The 20,859-nt window shown below is 42.4% G+C and carries 22 protein-coding genes and 1 other RNA gene; 13 read left to right on the forward strand and 10 right to left on the reverse strand.

The genetic code is table 11. The features are described 5' to 3' along the window. Positions 1-1,395, reverse strand: coding sequence for an ammonium transporter (locus ACFWMP_RS04340; RefSeq protein WP_042186849.1), 1,395 nt, complete (start codon positions 1,393-1,395; stop codon positions 1-3). A 546-nt stretch (positions 1,396-1,941) separates the two neighbouring features. Between ACFWMP_RS04340 and ACFWMP_RS04345 the strand changes: the two genes are divergently transcribed. Both ACFWMP_RS04345 and ACFWMP_RS04350 read left to right on the forward strand, forming a co-directional pair. Then, positions 1,942-2,376, forward strand: coding sequence for a MerR family transcriptional regulator (locus ACFWMP_RS04345; RefSeq protein WP_042186848.1), 435 nt, complete (start codon positions 1,942-1,944; stop codon positions 2,374-2,376). Positions 2,377-2,411: 35 nt separating this feature from the next. Continuing rightward, positions 2,412-3,083: a zinc metallopeptidase gene (locus ACFWMP_RS04350; RefSeq protein WP_042186846.1), complete on the forward strand. Its 672-nt coding sequence runs from the start codon at positions 2,412-2,414 to the stop codon at positions 3,081-3,083. Positions 3,084-3,118: 35 nt separating this feature from the next. On the opposite strand, the gene gltC is transcribed toward ACFWMP_RS04350, so the two are convergent. Next, the gene (gltC, locus tag ACFWMP_RS04355; RefSeq protein ID WP_042186843.1) at positions 3,119-4,033 is read right to left on the reverse strand and encodes a glutamate biosynthesis transcriptional regulator GltC; all 915 of its coding nucleotides are present in this window, start codon (positions 4,031-4,033) and stop codon (positions 3,119-3,121) included. A 4-nt stretch (positions 4,034-4,037) separates the two neighbouring features. Next, complete coding sequence (locus tag ACFWMP_RS04360; RefSeq protein ID WP_379422159.1) at positions 4,038-4,673, reverse strand: rhomboid family intramembrane serine protease; 636 nt, start codon at positions 4,671-4,673, stop codon at positions 4,038-4,040. Positions 4,674-4,789: 116 nt separating this feature from the next. On the opposite strand from ACFWMP_RS04360, the gene tpx reads away from it, so the two are divergent. Continuing rightward, positions 4,790-5,308 (forward strand): thiol peroxidase, encoded by a 519-nt coding sequence (gene tpx, locus ACFWMP_RS04365; protein WP_042186841.1) that lies wholly within the window; start codon positions 4,790-4,792, stop codon positions 5,306-5,308. A 299-nt stretch (positions 5,309-5,607) separates the two neighbouring features. Here tpx and ACFWMP_RS04370 read toward each other — a convergent pair whose 3' ends face one another. The 3 genes from ACFWMP_RS04370 to ACFWMP_RS04380 all read right to left on the reverse strand — a co-directional run bounded on the left by ACFWMP_RS04370 (position 5,608) and on the right by ACFWMP_RS04380 (position 7,277). After that, a complete protein-coding gene (locus ACFWMP_RS04370) occupies positions 5,608-5,997 on the reverse strand; it encodes a DUF1499 domain-containing protein (RefSeq protein WP_042186839.1) in 390 nt (129 codons plus the stop codon). A 159-nt stretch (positions 5,998-6,156) separates the two neighbouring features. Then, positions 6,157-6,348: non-coding RNA, 6S RNA (ssrS, locus tag ACFWMP_RS04375), on the reverse strand. A 104-nt stretch (positions 6,349-6,452) separates the two neighbouring features. Beyond that, positions 6,453-7,277 (reverse strand): YesL family protein, encoded by an 825-nt coding sequence (locus tag ACFWMP_RS04380; protein ID WP_042186837.1) that lies wholly within the window; start codon positions 7,275-7,277, stop codon positions 6,453-6,455. 186 nt (positions 7,278-7,463) lie between these two features. On the opposite strand from ACFWMP_RS04380, the gene ACFWMP_RS04385 reads away from it, so the two are divergent. After that, a complete protein-coding gene (locus ACFWMP_RS04385) occupies positions 7,464-7,559 on the forward strand; it encodes a hypothetical protein (RefSeq protein ID WP_042186834.1) in 96 nt (31 codons plus the stop codon). 120 nt (positions 7,560-7,679) lie between these two features. Here ACFWMP_RS04385 and cshA read toward each other — a convergent pair whose 3' ends face one another. Next, entirely contained in the window at positions 7,680-9,326 is a 1,647-nt protein-coding gene (gene cshA / locus ACFWMP_RS04390; protein WP_042186833.1) for a degradosome RNA helicase CshA, read from the reverse strand. A 332-nt stretch (positions 9,327-9,658) separates the two neighbouring features. On the opposite strand from cshA, the gene ACFWMP_RS04395 reads away from it, so the two are divergent. From ACFWMP_RS04395 to ACFWMP_RS04410, 4 genes are all read left to right on the forward strand, one after another. Continuing rightward, on the forward strand, positions 9,659-10,480 hold the full coding sequence (locus tag ACFWMP_RS04395; RefSeq protein ID WP_379422162.1) for a YitT family protein: 822 nt from the start codon (positions 9,659-9,661) through the stop codon (positions 10,478-10,480). Between the two features lie 192 nt (positions 10,481-10,672). Further along, positions 10,673-10,861 (forward strand): hypothetical protein, encoded by a 189-nt coding sequence (locus ACFWMP_RS04400; protein ID WP_036689649.1) that lies wholly within the window; start codon positions 10,673-10,675, stop codon positions 10,859-10,861. A gap of 231 nt (positions 10,862-11,092) precedes the next feature. Further along, positions 11,093-12,301 (forward strand): putative glycoside hydrolase, encoded by a 1,209-nt coding sequence (locus ACFWMP_RS04405; protein ID WP_076283173.1) that lies wholly within the window; start codon positions 11,093-11,095, stop codon positions 12,299-12,301. 143 nt (positions 12,302-12,444) lie between these two features. After that, entirely contained in the window at positions 12,445-13,818 is a 1,374-nt protein-coding gene (locus tag ACFWMP_RS04410) for an MATE family efflux transporter (protein WP_042186826.1), read from the forward strand. A 65-nt stretch (positions 13,819-13,883) separates the two neighbouring features. Here ACFWMP_RS04410 and pfkA read toward each other — a convergent pair whose 3' ends face one another. Beyond that, positions 13,884-14,855 carry a 6-phosphofructokinase gene (pfkA, locus tag ACFWMP_RS04415; RefSeq protein WP_042126307.1) on the reverse strand — a complete coding sequence of 324 codons (972 nt, stop codon included), beginning with the start codon at positions 14,853-14,855 and terminating at the stop codon, positions 13,884-13,886. A 66-nt stretch (positions 14,856-14,921) separates the two neighbouring features. Continuing rightward, the gene (locus tag ACFWMP_RS04420; protein WP_042193615.1) at positions 14,922-16,004 is read right to left on the reverse strand and encodes a tetraprenyl-beta-curcumene synthase family protein; all 1,083 of its coding nucleotides are present in this window, start codon (positions 16,002-16,004) and stop codon (positions 14,922-14,924) included. Positions 16,005-16,205: 201 nt separating this feature from the next. On the opposite strand from ACFWMP_RS04420, the gene ACFWMP_RS04425 reads away from it, so the two are divergent. Further along, the gene (locus tag ACFWMP_RS04425; protein WP_076283175.1) at positions 16,206-17,453 is read left to right on the forward strand and encodes an MFS transporter; all 1,248 of its coding nucleotides are present in this window, start codon (positions 16,206-16,208) and stop codon (positions 17,451-17,453) included. Between the two features lie 212 nt (positions 17,454-17,665). Here ACFWMP_RS04425 and ACFWMP_RS04430 read toward each other — a convergent pair whose 3' ends face one another. Next, positions 17,666-17,863 (reverse strand): cold shock domain-containing protein, encoded by a 198-nt coding sequence (locus ACFWMP_RS04430; protein WP_042126303.1) that lies wholly within the window; start codon positions 17,861-17,863, stop codon positions 17,666-17,668. A 174-nt stretch (positions 17,864-18,037) separates the two neighbouring features. On the opposite strand from ACFWMP_RS04430, the gene ACFWMP_RS04435 reads away from it, so the two are divergent. From ACFWMP_RS04435 to ACFWMP_RS04450, 4 genes are all read left to right on the forward strand, one after another. Then, positions 18,038-18,271: a hypothetical protein gene (locus tag ACFWMP_RS04435; protein ID WP_036689271.1), complete on the forward strand. Its 234-nt coding sequence runs from the start codon at positions 18,038-18,040 to the stop codon at positions 18,269-18,271. A 6-nt stretch (positions 18,272-18,277) separates the two neighbouring features. Beyond that, positions 18,278-18,448, forward strand: a complete 171-nt coding sequence (locus tag ACFWMP_RS04440; protein WP_167348490.1) for a hypothetical protein — start codon at positions 18,278-18,280, stop codon at positions 18,446-18,448. Between the two features lie 220 nt (positions 18,449-18,668). Then, positions 18,669-20,459, forward strand: coding sequence for an oligoendopeptidase F (pepF, locus tag ACFWMP_RS04445; RefSeq protein ID WP_042186822.1), 1,791 nt, complete (start codon positions 18,669-18,671; stop codon positions 20,457-20,459). An 87-nt stretch (positions 20,460-20,546) separates the two neighbouring features. Beyond that, complete coding sequence (locus ACFWMP_RS04450) at positions 20,547-20,858, forward strand: LapA family protein (protein WP_379422167.1); 312 nt, start codon at positions 20,547-20,549, stop codon at positions 20,856-20,858. Position 20,859: the final 1 nt, after the last annotated feature.

The raw sequence follows: 20,859 nt of genomic DNA on the forward strand, positions 1-20,859 counted from the left end.
TTATTGTTTAAGGGTTTTGGATTCCGATTCTGCAATTAATTTCATTTGTTCAGGGTATCCGTAAGTACCATGCTCACTGATATCCAGACCCATCAATTCTTCTTCTTCCGTAACACGAAGTCCTGTTGTTACCTTCATTACATATAAGATAATGAATGAAAGCACTGCTACGAAAGCAAATGTTCCTACTACCCCAAGCACTTGAACACCCAGCTGGTGGAAACCTCCACCGTAGAACAATCCTGCTTCCCCTACCAAAGCACCTTTAGTAATAAGATCCGGTGCAGCGAATAGACCCGTGGAAACCGCGCCCCACATTCCCGCAATACCATGTACCGAGAAAGCATAGATTGGATCATCAAGTCCTGCACGTTCCAGCCATTGGGAAGTCATGAATGTGAACGCACCCGCTACTAAACCAATAATGATTGCCGCCCATGGTTCAACGTAAGCACATGCACCAGTGATCGCAACCAATGCAGCTAGAACACCATTCAGCATTGCTGGAATATCAGATTTACCAAAATACAACCAAGAAGCAATTAATGCCGCCAAACCGCCTGCTGCTGCTGCGATATTCGTTGTTAATGCTACGTGACCAAAGAAACCTCCCATTGGGGACAAAGCACTACCTGGATTAAATCCGAACCAACCAAACCAGAGGATAATCACACCGAGTACAGTAAATACTTGGTTATGACCTGGAATAATAACAGGTTTACCTTCTTTATTAAACTTACCAAGTCGTGGCTTAAGCAATATGGTTGCTACTACCGCTGCAGTGGCACCTGTAAGATGGACAACCGTGGAACCTGCATAATCTTGCATTCCCAGCTCAGCCAACCAGCCGCCGCCCCATACCCAGTGTGCTACGACAGGATAAATTACGATTGAGAATAAAATTCCGAATATAATGTACACACTGATCTTTGCACGTTCTGCCATGCCTCCAGATACGATAGCTAAGGAAACTGCTGCAAACGCCATTTGGAACAAGAATTTAACATTTAAAGTAACATCAGAAAATGCAAGTGATTCAAATGAAGATGCTGTTGAATCTCCGCCATACAAGAAGCCTGTAGTACCGAAGAAGCCGTTACCGTTACCGAAGCCAAGTCCAAAGCCAACGGCCCAGAAACATACACTCGCAATGGCTAGTGTCAGTACCGTCTTACCGGCTACGTGACCTGCATTCTTCATTCTAACTGATCCTGCTTCAAGCATCGCGAACCCTGCTTGCATAAAGAAAACTAAGATGAATGCCAGGAAGGTAAACGCGGTATCCAATCCGACCTGCAAATCTGCATTTGTTGGACCGTCCGCCGCAAAAGCACTTACCGGATAAACCATCAGCGTAATCATGGCCAGTAACATCATCAACCATTTCTTTTTCATTTTTACCCCACTCCCCAATGTTATATTTTCTAACAAAGCGTGAAACTCTTAATGTCATTATAATCAGAAGTCAGGTAAATTGACAAGACTATTTTTGGGAATGTTTTTATTTTAATTTCACTAAACTCACAAATTCTCCATAGTACACTTGAACTATCTCAGTATTTCAGGCCCATACAGCTATGAATTCATTGAAATAACTACGTGAAGATCCACTCTAATATTACTTTTTTATCGAATTATCCTTACTGATCCTCCAATAAACATAACATTAAATGTCATGTTTATAGTTAGGATTTATTAATGAGCATAATCGGTTCAAATTTGATATCACATGGAGTTTGAGTGTATTGTATATAAACAACGCATTTCATTTCATGAATTAACCTCTCTTTAATGCATATACTTTATGAAAGTATGACGTTTGACTGTATGGTTTCCAGTTTGTTATCATTACAGATAGCATAATAGAAACCACCAATATAGGAGACGACTATCCTTTATGGACAGTCGAATTCGATTAGTGAGGCGAGGTAGCATGGGGATATGATTCTATATCGAATTGGAGAATTAGCTAAGGCTGCTCACATCAGTGAGCGCACCATTGATTATTACACGAAATTGGGGTTAATCTCCCCAGAGTCAAGAAGCACCAAAAATTACCGACTTTACAGTCATGAAACCTTGGTCGACTTAGAACGTATTAATCAATTAAAGCATGACAAGTATTCATTGGAAGAAATCAAATCCATGATGAGCAAATGGAGCGAGGCTACTCCTGAAACTGACGTATCTGATAAATTAGTCGAGCTTGAGCAGCATATGCAACGACTAGAACGTGAAGTAAAGGCACTTGAACCCATTATAAGCGGTCTGAAGCCGGGACAGGCCAGACGCGCGCTCTCTAACTTACTCCCACAAGGAGTGGCCTGCATGGAGGCGATTCGGCTTCTATTGCTTACGCAAGGACCGCCAATGTAAATACCATATTTACAATACAGTGGAGGAATGCAGCTATGGGAATGTATCTATTAGTAATTATCGCTTTTATTTTTTCATTATGGGCCCAGTTCAGAGTTAAAGGGACATTCAGCAAATGGTCCAAGGTCGCCAACTTAAACGGTCTGACAGGATATGAAGCAGCTAGACGCATGCTCGACGCAAATGGACTTCACGATGTTCCGATTGAGCCTGTAAGAGGTACGCTTTCTGACCACTATGATCCGATTCACAGAGTTGTACGCTTATCAGAGCCTGTTTATTATGAGAGTTCTATCGCAGCAGTCTCAGTCGCTTGTCACGAAGTGGGTCACGCCATTCAGCATAAAGTAAGTTATCCTATGTTAACACTACGTCACCGGATGTTCCCAGTAGTTAATTTTGCATCAGGTATAGCACCATTCATGCTTATGGCAGGATTTATATTCGGTTACTTTAATCTTGTAGGCCTTGGTATCATTTTCTTCTCGGCCGCTGTTGCCTTCCAGCTTGTGACGCTCCCAGTTGAGTTCAATGCCAGCAACCGGGCACGTCAAGTCATGGTAGAGCAAGGCTACATTCGTAACGAAGAGGAACGCGGAGTAGCCAAAGTCCTAAACGCAGCTGCATTAACGTACGTTGCCGCGGCGCTAGTCTCCTTACTCGAACTGCTTCGTTTGATTACCGTCTTTTTAGGTAACCGCGACTAATACAAAAATACAACACAAAAAGAAACCCCGGAAGGCTAAGAGCCGACCGGGGTATTATTTTGCCTCGCTTTAAAATAGGATATCAAAAAAGTCCGAAACGAACGTGCAACCAGCGGCAACTTACTATCTGTTCGGTAAATCAAACCAACCGTCCTCGTCACAGCAGGCTCCACAACCCTTACCTGAGCTGGCTGGAGAGGATTCGTCTGATAGAACGCCATCTCCGGCAGAAGGCTTACACCCATCCCTGCCGCCACTAAACCACGTATGGTATCAGTCTCCCCACCTTCGAATGCAATCTGTGGTTGAAATCCCGCCTGCAAGCATGCTTGCCAAACGATCGGCCTCAAAGAATAACCTTGACTGAATAGAACAAACTTTTCATTTTGAAGCTGTTCCAGTCGGATCTCAGATTCTCCTGCCAGCTGATGATTCTGAGGAAGTATTGCAAATAACTCTTCAGTCATAACAATATCTCCAGAGACATGCTCATCATTTTCCGGAAAAGGCGAAATAAATGTTAAATCCACCTCTCCAGATAATACGTCCTTTATCAGCGAAGGGTAAGAGCCCTGCTTAAAGCGAAACTTAACATGGGGATAGTGCTGGCGGAATTCTGCAACGATAGTCGGGATAAGATGAGTTCCAAGACTGTGAGGAAACCCTATACGAATCTCTCCACGTTCCGGATCTAGAAATTCATGCACTTCATTTACCGAATGTTCCAATTCCTTAAGAATACTATCCACCCGCTTGCAAAAGAGCTGTCCAACTGGCGTAAGCTGCAAATTACGCCCTTTTTGCATGAACAAGTCAACCCCAAGCTCTTGCTCCAATTGATGAATCTGGCGGCTTACCGCAGACTGCGCTACATGAAGTTCCTCCGCCGCTCTTGTTACATGTTCTTTTTGGGCTACCTTTAGAAAATATTGCAGCTGTCTTAGCTCCACTCCATCATCGCCCCTGTCTTAGGCTTTTTTTAAATATACGAATAATAAGTCCATATAGGAAAAAGCCAGAAACCAAGCCTCCGATATGCGCAACCCAATTCACCTTTGGTGTTGCAAACGACATAATGATCCCGATTACAAGCAAACCGTATAACGTCTTTCGCGAGCCTTCGTCCATCATCGCCCGTTGAATAACAGCAATGTATAAAAATGCGCCATAGACGGCGTAGATTGCTCCAGAAGCACCTACCGAGACCGTACCTACCTCTAATACTGAGCGACTGCTGATTGCAATCGTTAGAAAATTCGCAAGAACTCCACCTACCACATAAAGAATTGCATATCGCCACCAGCCAAGCAGGCGCTCCAGAGGCGGTGCAAATACCAGTAGAGCGAAGCTATTAAAGAATAGATGGGAAAACCCATTATGTAAAAAAATAGCCGCCACATAACGCCACAGTTCCTCTTTATACGGGCTAACATCAACTATAGCACCAAAATCAACAAGTGTTTGTATATTGGTGGATCCACCATTGAACGCCATGAGCATAAACATAATCACATTAGCTACAATGAGAAGACATGTTACCGGGTAATACCGGAGATAACTTTTCCAATTTTCATACCGAATAAATATCATTACACCCATCCCTTTACATTTATATCTTGCTTTGTTGGACATCTCCCTGTAAATAAGATTATAATTTATTGTGGCAGTAAGAGCCAATATTACAATTCGAGGAGGAAAACAAGGATATGACGCAAGAAAGAACAGGCGTAGCTACTTTCAAAAGCAGCCCCATCACTCTCGTAGGACCCAAGCTTACAGCTGGTGATCCCGCTCCTGATTTTGTTCTAAGTAAGAATCTACTGGAAGAAGTGTCTCTTAGTGATTATGCCGGTAAAATCAAGCTGATCAGTGTTGTACCTTCTCTAGATACTGGTGTATGTGATGCACAGACCCGCCGGTTCAATAGCGAAGCTGCAGAGCTAGGTGACGATGTAGTTATCCTCACGGTAAGTATGGACCTACCATTTGCTCAAGCCCGCTGGTGTGGCGCTGCAGGGATCGATCGCGTAATCACTCTATCCGATCACAAAGCAGCCTCATTCGGACAAGCTTATGGCGTACTAATCAAAGAATTCCGGTTAGATATGCGTTCTATTTTTGTACTAGACAAGAACAACACACTCACCTATGTTGAATATTTGAGTGAAATGACCGAGCACCCTAATTACGAAGATGCTATAGCTGCTGTGAAGAGCTTGCTCTAATTCTCTAGAACAGTAAGTTAGCGGCCATTTTCGACAATACTTACTTATCACTGCAAGCATAAATGCCTTTGTCGTCCTTACAAGGGCGACAAAGTGTTTATGCGAGAAATATAAGACATAAAGTATAGGTGTAGAACTTATACTTTCTTATATTTTGAAAAAAGCGGAAGAAGGTCCATCCTTCTCCCGCTTTTTTTTGTAATAGAAAGATTTATCGATAATATCCAGAGCAGTCAACATTTGCGTAAACGCATTCATACAATCCCTAAGTAAGAAGGTTTAGTAAGAATCTCTGAAAATTAGTCTGCTTTGTATTTTCCTAATTTTTTGTCCAAGGACGCATATAACCGCTGAATGACACGGTAATTAGCACCCAAATCACCTAGCGAACCTCTAGATGCAGAGTACATATCTACGCCACAACGTACAGGTGTGGTATTGAGCACAGAGACAGTAATGTCCAGTGTACGGCCGAATGCCGTTCTCTTCTCCAGAGTGATCTCACCTACTGACTCCACTTCATGAAGCACCTTGAATCCAGGAATCTTCTTAAGCGTTGATGAAACTTCCTCCCAAGCTTTGTCTTTCGTTAGATTGTAATAACGCGTTTTTAATGTCGGATCTTTTGCGCGGTCGCTTGTTCCATCATGACTACGGAATAAACCGACCAAGGTTCTTTTTAACGACAAAATTCTTCCCCCTCTACAAATCCCAAGTTCATTATTCTAAGTGTAACACTCTTGTCTCAGGAACAAAAGGGTATTACTCACTTTCTCCTTGTTCCAGACACACAAAAAAGCGCCCGTTCCCAACTTTCACGGGATACAGGGCGCTTTGGCCTAAACAATAGAAAACCCGCTTATGCCGTCCGGCTACAGTGTCTTCTGAACCTGCTAGAGCAGGTGGGTGATCGCAGAAAACGTTTTTGAATTCCCCAAGTCATATAGACAGGGCTGTTCAGCTGCGCTTCGTGTAGATCTCCCAAGACATTATCATTGGTTCAAAACAACGAGCAACCGTAACGAACATCGCAGGATTTGTTATTATTATATTGCGTTTTAACGAAAAAGTAAACCTGTATGCGCTTTATTTTACACTGGAATTAAATTACTGACGATTTCCGAGTGCTTAATACTCGTCTTTGTTAAATACGTTTTACATCTTTATCCTCAACATCATCTTCATAATCATCATCGTCATCGTCGTCATCCTCTTGATTGTTCAATGCAGCTTCTCGCTCTTCTTCCTCTTTCAGTTTCTTCTGCTCCACCTGCAATTGCAGTTTATTATAGGTAGCATAGAAGTTAAAGAAAGCAGCCATCGCAATCAACGTTGGAATACAGATGAAATACAGTGCTGGATATCTAAGACCAATATAAGCTAGCACTGCAGCTGCAATCAAAGTTGAGAACACGCGAATTGGACGTGCTATAGTCAGCAATATTGAGTTAGTCATCACTTGTTTAAAGCTCATTTGATAATGAACGACAATAGAAAAGAAGTTAAACATGGACACCGATAAAATAATCATGAGCACTAACATCAAAATACCAACAATTCTGAAGTTAGGCATTTGTGTCATGTAAACCGTTACATCGACGTACATAATAACGAACATCAATGTGTAGATAATTCCACCGAGCATACTTTTTAAATAATTCTCTTTATACCCCTGAAAAAACGTACGAAAAGTTCCTACATCCGTGTTCCCCATAACCCATTTGCGCACAACGGTAAATAAAGCCGCCGAAGCAGGAAATACTGTAAATGGCGCCAGAATCCCCATAGCCCAGTTCAATGTGAGCTGCTCATTTACTCCACCTGAGCTTGTCCCAAGCATCATCAATTTCATCAATCCAAAAAATAAAAACGGGGCGGAACATAGTGCCCATAAGATATTACTAGCTGCGATACGTGTAATCCATTCTGTGATGCGGTATAAACCACCCATTGCTCCTTTAAACTCCAATTCCCTTCCTCCTCTGTCTCTTGCATACTGCTTATCTTAACTATACCTCATTTGACCTACTCTTTTCCATAGCCCAACTTTCTGAATTCTAGGTCATCGTCTATACATTAAGTCTATAGAGTCCATATATTGGGATTGTGACCATAAGAATTTCCAAAATCACCACATTCTAAAGGAGGTTATTATATGTCCTCACCTGTTGGCTACGGCGGCTGGACTTCCACTGGTACGATCCTCGTATTGTTTATCCTGCTCGTTATCATCACTCGTACTTTCATTTAAATAAGCTGCTAATTCAATAAACACCCTTATATTTCAGCAAAAAGAAGACGAGAACCGCTATTCGGCATCTCGTCTTCTTTGTATTTTGATAAATCATCACCCGCGGGTTCTGATCAAGTATTAATTATCGAAATCTTCGCGTTTTGCTGGACGCGTGCTTGTGCTGCTTGGGCGAGTAGATGGTTTGCGGTCCGCACTGCGGTTCGCTCCACCATCACGGCCAGCTGCGCCATCACGGTTGCCTTTATAGCCACCGCCATAACCGCCACTGCCACTACCATAGTTACTGCCACCGCTGCTGTAGCCACCACGACTTCCGCCACCGTTGTTGTCACGGTTTCCACGGTATCCACCAGTGCTGCCACCGGAAGTACCACGGTTGCCACCATAACCACCATTAGGTTTGCGGCCACTGCGAATGTCGTTCTTACCACCACGACGTTTAGCACGGATTGGATCTTCAGGAGTCAATTCAATTGCAGAATCCTTCTTATCACCAGTCAGAAGCTTCATTGCAGCTGACAGCAATTGTACGGAATCATATTGCTCAAGCAATTGAATAGAAATACCTTTGTACTCATTCAATTCACCGTTCTCAACCATTTCAAGCAAGCGCTCTGCTGTTACGCGTTGTTTACCTTCAATAGCCTCAGCCATAGTTGGCAATGGTTTACGAGTAATACGGTGACGAGTAACGCGTTCGATCAAATGCAGGTGATCCATTTCGCGTGGAGTAACGAAAGACCAAGCTGTACCCTCTTTACCAGCGCGACCAGTACGACCGATACGGTGTACATAGCTTTCTGGATCTTGCGGCAAGTCAAAGTTAATTACATGAGTAACGCCAGATACGTCCAAACCACGAGCCGCTACGTCAGTAGCTACCAGCACATCAATGCTGCCATCACGGAATTTACGCATTACAGCATCACGTTGGTTCTGAGACAGGTCACCATGTAATCCATCAGCTGAGTATCCACGTTTTTGCAAAGCTTCTGCAAGCTCATCAACCCGGCGCTTTGTGCGTCCGAACACGATTGCAAGCTCAGGTGATTCCATATCAATCAAACGACTAAGCGCTTCGAACTTTTGACGTTCAGGTACTTCAACATATGCTTGATCAATCAGCGGAGCACTGATTTGTTTCGGAATAACGGAGACGTGTTGCGGGTTGTTCAGGAATTGCTGTGCAAGACGTTGAATGTTTGGAGGCATTGTAGCCGAGAACAACATAGTTTGACGTTCTTCAGGAACGAGCTTGAGGATTGTCTGAATATCTTCCATAAAGCCCATATCCAGCATTTCATCTGCTTCATCCAATACAACAGTTTGAACATCATCCAAACGAATGGTTTTACGGTTGATATGGTCAAGCAAACGTCCAGGTGTACCAATAATAATTTGTGGTTTCTTCTTAAGACCACGGATTTGGCGACCAATATCTTGTCCGCCATAAATTGCCAACGAACGAAGACCTTTAAAACGGCTTAGCTTACCGATTTCTTCTGATACTTGAATGGCCAACTCACGTGTTGGTGCCATGATAAGTGCCAGAATTTTTTCGTCTTCGCGATTAATCTTCGAAATGAGGGGGATACCAAAAGCAGCAGTCTTACCTGTACCAGTCTGTGCTTGACCGATCAGATCCGACCCAGTCAATGCCAATGGAATTGACTGCTCCTGTATCGGTGTTGCCTCCTCAAATCCTAACTCTGTGATTGCTTGTAGCACTTTTGGCTCCAAGCCAAATTCTGCGAATGTTTTCAAATTATTCATGCTCCTTCTATACAGTGGACATTCCACATGCTTGTCTGTATTCTTAAGTAGCGGTAAACACATTTATATGCTGTCCAATCATGCTCTTTTTTCTGCATGATATAGCGCTTTTGGGACGAAAAGCCTCCCTTTCATCAGGTACTTCATTGTACCTGAGCAACTGTAGCTTTACATCCGATGCAATGCAAAAATACCATTGTAACGTCCTACTCAAGAATATCCTGTACATTATATCACAACTCTAAGTAGGAATACCAGTGGGTTCCTTTCTTTTCATTGCATACATGGTTTATTTTTAAATTTATTTATAGAGGTGGATTTGCTTGTTAAGACAGATTTGGAATTGTATTGCAGTTATTTTTGGGGCAGCGTTGATCGCCAGTGGATTTAATCTTTTTCTAATCCCTCATCGCTTACTCAGCGGAGGAATATCCGGACTTTCGATGTTAGTGGGTTACTTTACACCACTAAACATAAGCCTCTTGTACTTACTCTTTAATATTCCATTGCTTGTAGCTGGTTGGTTCCAGCTAGGCCGGAGATTTATTATGCTAAGCATGTTATCCGTTGTGGCAACAACCTGGTTCTTGACGATCATTCCCGAATATTTGGTAGCTACTGATATGCTGCTTTCTTCTGTATTTGGTGGCGTGCTGGTTGGTATTGGCTGTGGCTTCAGCTTCCGTGCAGGTGGTTCATCCGGAGGTTTTGATATCCTGGGATCCATCATCACTAAATTCCGCGATTTCCCAGTTGGAAACGTGGTGGTTAGCTTAAACGGACTCGTTATTCTTGCCGCGGCATATTTTGATAAAAACTGGAACTTGGCTCTTGCATCAATGGTATCTATATATGTAACTGGTAAGGTACTGGACATGATTCACATCAGCCATTTAAAGGTAACCGTATATATAGTAACAAATCGTACAGATGAGCTCCTTCAGCATCTAATGGGGCTTCAACGCGGTGTCACAAAGATTAAAACAGAAGGCGCTTATTCTCATGTTGAAAAGGACATGCTAATGACAGTAACAACCCGCTACGAACTTGCTGAACTGCAACGTATTATCCGCACGACAGATCCTCAAGCATTTGTAAATATTGTCGAGACAGTTGGTGTTATGGGTTCCTTCCGAAAAAGATAAAAACTGGCAATGAAAAGTATTAATTTGGAAAATGCACCAATCACAGAATTGTGATATATTATAATCACGCAGAACCCTAACAATTTCATAAAGATTGAGATTTACCCCTCTTTTTTCCAAGCACTTCGTTTTCCGATGATTACTGAATTCCATTCAGACCTATCGAAAAAGGAAAGGGTGATTTTTGTGGAAATGGAAACGGTAAAGCTGTCAGCAATCGTCATGAGGTGGTATCCTGATATGATGCCGTTTCTCAAACAGGACGAATTAAATTCCGTAATCGTTCTGCGTGACGGGCTTAGTATTCTGGAACCTGCAGATGCCATGGATATCATCCATTACAGTATCTGTGAACATCAGAATTCTGCGTATCTTCAATGAGTAAGCCGCAAGAGAAGTCTTGATAGTTGCCGCCTTAAGTTCGGCCATGTTGCCGTGTTGAGGCGGCATTTACTTTTTAACAATACGTTTAGAATCTGTGCGTCCCGGTTATATACATCGAAGGATGGATTTTCAGACCCGATCTGAGCCAACATTATTACAACACTGTTCTTTTTAGAAGCAACCGTTCCTATATAATTTAGGAAATGTACATAAAGGGAGAGAATACGAATGAACATCACCTGGGCTCTACTGATGATGGCCTTGGGAAGTGTAGGCGTGCAACAGAATCAACATGACGCTGAAGTGGCAATTGCATTGAAGTCCGCCATGAATCCCCCCATCATCGCTACGCAAAATAATAATTCAAATGGTTCAACTCCAGCTCCAAATGCTACAGCAGAAGCAAATGACTCACAAAGCATGCTACACGCAGATCCTCAGCCGGATGCGCCAAAAGTAAAAGGCATCTATGTTACCGCATACAGTGCCGGTGGAGAACGAATGGAAAAGCTTCTTTCTTTACTTGATCAGACGGAACTAAATTCTATGGTCATCGACATTAAGGATGATGCAGGTTACATCACGTATAAAACCGATAATCCTGAACTTCAGAAACTCGGTAATCCGCAGCCATTTATTGGCGACATCAACAAACTGATGGAAAGATTGAATAAACATGATGTATATCCTATCGCTCGAATTGTTGTCTTTAAGGACTCTATACTTGCCAAAAAGAATCCGCAATTATCCTTTGTTAATGCAGACGGCACAGTATGGAAGAATAAAGGCGGCGATAGCTTTGTTAATCCTTATAATGAAGATGTCTGGAAGTACAATGTCGATATCGCCAAAGAAGCTGTCAAACTCGGCTTTAAAGAAATTCAATTCGACTATGTGCGCTTTCCTGAAGGATTCGAAAAACGTGCAGACACACTTAAATACACCAAAACTAGCGATTCTCGCGTAGATATCATTTCTAATTTTGTGAAATACGCAAAAGCAGAGCTTGCTCCACTTGGTGTTCGTGTATCCGTAGATATTTTTGGATATGCCGCTTCTGCTCCTGCTGAGGGCATAGGACAAGACTTCGTTAAAATATCCAAGAATGTGGATGTCATCAGCCCGATGATTTATCCGAGTCATTATTCAACGGGATGGTTTGGAGTGAAAGAGCCTGACTTAGATCCGTATGCTACCATTAAAGGCTCCATGGTTGATACCCATAAGAAGCTTGATCCTCTAGGCAGCTACAAACCTGTTATTCGTCCTTGGATTCAAGATTTTACAGCAAGCTGGCTCGGAAAAGGTCATTATATTAAATACGGTAAAAAACAGGTGGAGGATCAAATCCGCGCTTTAAAAGATGAAAATGTAGAGGAGTTTCTACTCTGGAACGCCAATAACCGATATACCTCCGATGTCGATTATGAGAAATGATGTATATAGCCCTTATTATGTATAATTGAAATCAGGTATGATATATAAAGATAAAGACCCGGCATTTGCCGGGTCTTTTAATGGAGAAAAAGGGAACTTTTACTGTAATCAATAAAAACCAACAAAGAATGAGGCAAAGAACGATGATACAAACCACCTCTTTAAAACAAAAAGCAATACAATTCTTTCATATTTTATTTCCAATTCTGGTTACACAGATTGCTTTGTCAGCGATAACCTTCTTTGATACAAACATGTCAGGTAAGTTTAGTACAGCCGATCTGGCAGGTGTGGCGATAGGAACCAGTCTCTGGATCCCAATTCAAACGGGCTTAAGTGGAATCCTTATGGGGATTACCCCCATCGTCTCTCAGCTCATCGGAAGCAAAAAAGAAAAGGAAGTAGCCTATCAAGTCACACAGGGAATCTGGTTATCACTGATCGTCTCTGTAATTGTCTTACTAATCGGGAGCTTCGCCTTGTCACCTATCCTTAATTTTATGAATCTGGAGCCGACTGTAAGAGATGTTGCATTTCGTTTCCTAAGTGCGATCTCCTTCGGAATTATCCCGCTGTTTGGATATACAGTTCTCCGTAGTTGTATAGACGCTCTGGGACAAACACGAGTGTCCATGTTGATCACACTCATAGCCCTACCCGTGAATGTTGGTTTGAACTACTTACTAATCTTCGGAAAATTCGGGTTTCCTCGACTTGGTGGTGTTGGAGCTGGAGTGGCATCAGCTATCACCTACTGGGTAATTTTTTCGGTTGCCCTGCTGTTCATTTATCGGGTAGAACCCTTTGCAAGCCTTAGAATCTTCCGAAAGTTCTACTTTATATCGCTAAAAAGCTTCAAAGATCTACTGAAGATCGGTGTACCTATTGGCTTCTCGATTTTTTTTGAAACTGCAGTCTTCTCCGCTGTAACCTTGTTGATGAGTCGGTTCGATACTGTAACGATTGCAGCTCATCAAGCAGCCATTAATTTTGCAACTACGTTATATATGATTCCGCTCAGTATCTGTATGAGCCTTACCATTCTCGTCGGCTTCGAGACTGGATCCGGCAGGCAAAAGGATGCCCGTCAATATGCCATTATGGGAATTGGACTTGCGGCTATCCTCTCCCTGGCAACTGCACTCCTGCTCTTATTTGCCGGCCATCATGTAGCTGGTTTATACACTGATGAACCTGATGTCATATCATTAATTCAGCATTTCTTAATCTATGCGATCTTTTTCCAGATTTCCGATGCGATTGCAACACCTACACAAGGAGCACTTCGTGGCTATAAGGATGTTAATCCAGCCTTCATTATTTGCTTTATAGCTTATTGGATTATAGGGCTTCCTACAGGCTATGTACTTGCTACTTATACGGATCTAGGAGCTTATGGTTATTGGATCGGCTTGATCACCGGTCTTGCGATTGGGGCTACATTGCTCTTGACTCGGCTTGTTAAAGTTCAACGCCGTTATGCCACACAATATGCAGACGCTCAAGCACATCACTAATGATCAAAAGAATACAAAAAAAGGAACAGTGCGAAATTCGCAGCTGTTCCTTTTTTGTATGTTAATTATTGAGAAAGACGGGATGCAAGCTCGTACAACTCCACGTCAAAGTCTTTCTTCGTATTCACTACAAGATCGATATCTGTAAGGGTTAGTTCTCCCTTGATGATACCGCAACCTTTATCAGACTCACCTTCAATTAGTTTACGAACGGCAAAGTCACCAAGACGGCTAGCAAGGTTCCGGTCTCCAGGTGTTGGTGTTCCTCCCCGCTGAATATGTCCAAGTACAGTAACCCGTGCATCCAGAGAAGCATGACGATCTTTCAACGCTTGGGCCACATCTTCGCCTTTACCCACACCTTCTGCAACGATGACGATACTGTGACGTTTACCTCTGACAAAGTTGTCGCGCATACGATCCGCAACTTCATTCAAGTCATATGGCATTTCTGGCACGAGAATTGTTTCTGCTCCAGAAGCCAGACCTGCATGTAGTGCGATATCTCCACAATGACGTCCCATAACTTCTACAATGGAAGAACGCTCATGGGAGGACATCGTGTCACGCAGCTTGTTAATAGCATCTACAACGACACCAACTGCTGTATCAAACCCGATGGTGTAATCCGTGTAGGAAATATCATTATCAATAGTTCCCGGTAATGCCATCGTCTTGATACCGAGTTTACTTAGTTTATTAGCACCTTTATAAGAACCATCTCCACCTATAACTACTAGGCCATCGATGCCCATTTCATTAAGAATATCTGCACCCTTTTGCTGACCTTCTGGTTTTGTGAACTCCAGACATCTTGCAGATTGCAGAATGGTTCCCCCACGTTGAATAATGTCACCAACACTGCGAAGATCCATAGGGAAGATATCGCGATTCAGAAGACCTTGATATCCACGTTGAACTCCAAAAACTTCAATGCCATAATAAAGTGCGCTTCTTACAACCGCACGAACAGCGGCGTTCATACCTTGTGAATCTCCACCACTAGTCAGTACTGCAATTTTTTTGATTTTTGACATTCTGTTGTTCCTCCTTAAAGTTGTGCAATGCCCCATCCGTTGTATAGATGAAGCTTCGCAGCCTTGTTACAAAAAACGATTGCGTATCCAGCGGCTATTAGCGAAGAAGAACAGCCTTGTAAGCGGACTTCCTCTCATCAGGCTTTTAGACACAGTGCGAACTTCCCGCTGTTCGCTAACTTTCGGATCAGATAAATAAAGTGCCAGCAATCCCTCAATCACCATACGATGCATAGATGATTCCGGAAGTTCACGTACATCCTTACGGGCCCACTCAACCATGGAAGCGATCCGACTTAACATGGTATCCGTGTCGTCATAATAATTGCAGAAATTAAGATCGCCGCCTGCTCGGTCCTCTTCCTGATCAATCAAATAATCCAGCATAATGTGCAATCCACAAACATGTGGAAAATATGCAGCTCGAATCGATTCCGAAGAAGACTTACTTAGCTTCGGATCACATGCAGATAGAAAAAGCATGAATACGCCTAAAGTAGAGCCCGTTGCAGCTGCAAACTCGTTCCAATGCAGATGCGGAGCACGGCTACCCTGCTGCTCCCACCATTCCTTCAGGGCTGTTTCCCTGAGTTCCGGGCGGATATGCTTATATACCTGCAAATCTGTATACAGCACAGCCAAATCACGAATCTCCGCTGCAGCAGCGGAATAACCTGGCAGCAAAGAGATCATCTCCTGGCATTTTCGAACTAGCCTATACAAGTACCCGCCGTCATTCTGTTCATCGCGAAGCGCATAATAATTGACAGGTTCAGCGTTTGGATCAATGGCATCCAGCATAGATTGATGCAGCAGCCTGAAATCTGCAGGATCAAGCGAAGTACTGCGATCACATAAGTTATCTAGATAATCACTGATAGTTTGATAAGCAACAATAAGCGGAATAAGTATATGTCTCATCGATAAATTGCCGGCGGCATAAATACCTCCACCTATGCAGTGAAACTCCTTTGTTTCAATGCTGGCAAGTGCTTGCTTCCGGAGCTCGGGATCGGGAATCCCATTCGCATCTTGGCGCCAGAAGTCCAGACTTTCTCTCACTTCTGGCAGCACGTACTTATAGACCCTGTTCATAAGCCCAATAGGGCCACGCGGGCTAAGGTAACGGCCTTGCTCTAATTCACTCAATGATAGTGCCTCCACATTGTTGTCTCCTTATCCAAATCACCACTTATTATAATATGATCAGACGTATTTGTACAAACAACAAAATCACTTTCGTAAAATTATGAAAGATTCAGAAATAACGCAATTCAAGAATAAAACACATAACCCTCCATTGCTTTATGCTATACTAGCCATATTTCAATCTCAGAGGAGTGCACTTTCATGTTTTCAAAACGGACCGGAAGCCCTTACAGCGATCAGAATTGGCTTCGTTCCTTTCTTTTTACGATTTATGGCACTAGCGTTCTTGTAGTATCCTACTTTCCTTTATTCTATACACATTTAGGGTTTAGCAGTTCTCAGGTGGGCTACTTGTATTCTCTCGGTCCCCTCATCTCCATCCTATCCAATCTCTTCTGGAGTATGATGAGCGATAAGCTAGGTACCATTCGAAAAATCATGTTTATTTTACTCGCGGGGCAATTAGTTACCGGACTTCTATTAGCCAGAGCGACCGAATTTTCTTCCGTTATGCTTATTTTGTCCTTTTTCTACTTCTTCTATTACCCAGTTTTTCCGCTTGCTGATACAATGGCCATCAAAATTGCGGAGCGACACGGACGAAACTTCATTACAATTCGTGTATTTGGCTCATTAGGCTATTCTTTCTTTGCTTTAACCGTCGGGTATGCGCTTAGAGCTTTAGGTGCTACTTGGAGTCTTACCTTATGTATTATTATCATTATAATCGCACTTCTAATTACAATTGGCCTAAAGGATGTCAAAAAAACTGTTCCAGAGCTCCCCAATCAGAAGGCTGTTACTACCAAACCAGGCAAGAAAGAGCATGGGCTTAAAGATATCCTTTTGCGAAAAGAAGTGCTGTGGTTCTTCGGATGTGTCTTTGTACTCGCACTGGGACATAGAATGAACGAAGCTTTTCTCACCATCAGTTTAAAGAACCTGGGCGCTGGTGAGGAAGTGATCGGCTGGGCATTACTTGCCTCAGCACTAAGTGAAATCCCTGTATTATTTATACTCGGCAAATACGGCGACAAATTTAAAGAACTGCCCTTATTAATTTTAGCCAGTCTCATGTATGCCCTTCGCTTTCTACTAATGGCGCTCGCCGATCACCCAGGCTCTATAATCGCGATTCAAGCCTTGCATAGCCTGACATTTGGCGTCTTTTTTGTAACATGTGTCCGCTATATCACTCGGATTATTCCTGATCGTCTCCGAGCAACCGGTCTTGCAATCTACACAGTTGTTTGGTCAAGTGCAGCTGGACTTCTAAGTGGTACATTTGGTGGAATGATCTATCAGGAAGCAGGACGCTTCACCTTCTATATGGTAGCGGTTGGCTTCAGCCTTCTTGCTTTTGTAGGCTTTTTAGGACAGCATTTATTGGATACCCATCGAGATTCAATGCGCTATTTCAAGAATAAGAACAAAAAAGCTTCCCTATAATAGAACACTTCTGATACTCAAAAATATTAAAAGGTCTTTGCTATCCCTTCGCTTGGGAATGCAAAGACCTTTCATCTAAATTGATGTCTATTAGACGTAAAAAAACACAGTTCCCGAAAGAACTGTGTTCTATAGTTGGTAACCACTCTTGCAAGGGCTTGCCAAGTAAATTATATATTTATAGCAGACAGCTTAACTGTCTTTGCCGTTTCTTATAATTTTACTACGTTTTCAGCTTGCGGTCCACGATTACCATCAGTGATATCGAATTCTACTTCTTGACCTTCGTCCAAAGTTTTGAATCCTTCACCTTGAATTGCTGAGAAGTGTACGAATACATCTTCGCCGCCTTCTACTTGAAGAAAACCATAACCTTTTTCTGCGTTAAACCATTTTACTGTACCTTTCAATTGAACAACCTCCTAAAAATAACCGCCATATATGGCGTATAACTATATTATACTGCAATCTTTTACTCAAATCAATCTATCTGGATCTTTAAATATGTGATTTAATTTGCTTTTCCCTTGACCAGTGCGTTATCATTGAGCCAAAAGCCAAAAATCGCCAGGGTGGTAATGATAATGATCAAAAAACATGAAATATACAAAACAGACAAATGGAATATGATGACGGTAGAAGTTCAAGGACGTTATATTGTACTTCGCGAAATCTCCGATCAATGGGGAGAAGAAACACATACTTTCCTTAGTCGTCCAGCTATGATGCAGTGGGTGAACAACCGATTCAACAAAGAATCTTATAAAGATAATGAAGAAGAGTATAAAAATATCATCGCAGCCTTCAAACAGGTATAACAGAATATGAACACAGAAAATATCGCGATTTATGTTGTCCTAGTCTTATGTCTAGGCGCAGTTCTAATTATGACCAAGGATCGTGTCCCGCCGCAGTTTAAGCGGGGCATGGCCTTAACTGCAGTCATTATGATTCTGTTCGCCTTCATCTTTGTTATTTATAGCTTATTGGCATAACTTATACTTTCATATATTTAAAGAAGACTAAATATTAATAATCAGGACTTAATAGGGCATAATAAGCCGACTCTACTTTCAAGAGGAGGATGTTATGCCTATTTCACCCAAGTCCATCCCTCTTCTACTTGTGCTCAGCTTGCTACCGGGTGATTTATCATCTACAGTATTGCCGAGGGAGATTATGCCTACTACATCTCATCATTCTAGGAGGGTTTCTATGGAAAAATTATTGAAAAGAAGCGAAGTACCTGCTGAGAATCGTTGGAAGCTTGAAGATGTGTTTGCTTCTCAGAAGGATTGGGATGCAGAATTTGCTGAAGCTAAATCCTTAATCAAAAAAGCTGCGGATTTTCAGGGTACACTAGATTCCGCGGATGCTCTAAAAAAATGTTTTGAAATGGATGACAAGCTGTCCATCCTAACTGAACGACTCTTCGTGTATGCACATATGCGTCAAGATGAAGACACAGCTAATCCTGACTCTCAGGCTTTGTCCTCCAAAGCGAAAAAGCTTGGTATTGAAGCAGGTGAAGCCTTATCTTTTGTAACCCCAGAAATTCTGGCGTTGCCAGTTGAGAAGCTCGACCAATTCATCGCTGATCCGAACCTATCCGCTTATAAATTCACCTTAACTGAAATGAAACGTGAAAAAGCCCATGTGCTTTCTAAGGCTGAAGAAGCACTGCTAGCTCAGGTCGGAAATTTAGCTCAAGCACCTCAGAATATTTTCAGTATGCTGAACAATGCGGATCTGAAATTCCCTAAGATCAAAGATGAGGATGGCAAAGAAGTTGAACTGACTCATGGCAACTATATCAAGTTTCTCGAAAGTAACGACCGTGAGGTTCGCCGAAATGCTTTTAAGGCAGTCTATGATACCTACCGGAAGCAGAAGAACACTATCGCAGCAACGCTTAGCGCCAATGTGAATAAAAATGTGTTCTACTCACGAATTCGCAAATATCCTTCTGTAATGGAAATGTCACTCTATGGTGATAACATTCCTAAAGAGGTTTACACCAACTTGATTGATACGATTCACGAAAGCCTTCCATTGATGCACCGTTATATGAAACTGCGTCAGAAGCTGCTGGGTGTCGATGAGTTACATATGTATGATCTGTTTGCACCGCTTGTTGATGAATATAAATTAGATATCACCTATGAAGAAGCCAAGAAAATCACTAAAGAGGGTCTCAAACCGCTCGGTGAAGATTATCTGAATGTGCTGCAAAAAGGCTACGACAACGGATGGATCGATGTGTATGAGAACGAGAATAAACGGTCCGGGGCTTACAGCTGGGGGCCATACGGTACGCATCCTTTCGTACTGCTGAACCATAATGATAATTTAAACAGTATGTTTACACTGGCACATGAGATGGGCCATGCATTACACTCGTATTTTTCGGATAACGCTCTGAATTATCGGGATGCGCAATATACGATTTTCCTAGCAGAGGTTGCTTCTACTACTAACGAGGCGCTGCTAATGGATTATTTACTCAAAAAGTCTACAGATCCTAAAGAAAAAATGTATTTACTCACCTACTATGCTGATCAGTTCCGGACAACGATTTTCCGGCAGACGATGTTCGCTGAGTTCGAGAAAATCATTCATCAGCGTGTTGAAGAAGGTGAATCGCTTACTCCACAAGATCTTTCGAGCATCTACTATGACCTGAATGTTAAGTACTATGGTAAAGAAATGGTTGTAGATCAGGATATCGAGATGGAATGGGCGCGGATTCCGCATTTCTATAACAGCTTCTATGTTTATAAATACGCAACCGGCTTCTCAGCAGCGACTAGCTTTGCCAAACAAATTCTTGAAGAAGGCAAACCTGCGGTGGATCGTTACCTCGGCTTCCTGAAGAGTGGCGGCAGTGACTACTCCATTAATATTCTGTCTAAAGCTGGTGTTGATATGTCTTCTCCTGAGCCGATTCGCGAAGCGATGAGTGTCTTCGAAGATGTTATCGCTCAAATGGAACAGTTGACCAAATAAGGCAGAGAGCTTAGTATTGCATTAATCCCTTGCCCTATTTGGGCAAGGGATTTTATTCTGTTATATCCCCTGAGGAGGAAGAATTCAATGAGAATTCAATGGTCTTTAATTGCAGGTCTAATCTTTGCGCTGCTAACAGCCATATTTGCAGTCATCAACGTGGATCCCGTTCAAGTCAATTTCGGTTTTGATGTAGTTAATATACCGCTGATCCTAGTTATTCTGGGCTGCGCGTTAATTGGTGGAATCATCGTGGGTTCTTACGGTATTTTTCGCCAGTACAAACTACAAAAACAAATTAAAAGCTTATATGCTGAGCTAACCAAACTTCGTGATGCCGACACTTCTTTAGATTCTTTTAACACAGATAATGATGGCCTAACAGGAGGACTTAACTAAT

The sequence above is a fragment of the Paenibacillus sp. NPDC058367 genome (genome assembly GCF_042723305.1).
GTDB lineage: Bacteria > Bacillota > Bacilli > Paenibacillales > Paenibacillaceae > Paenibacillus_AQ.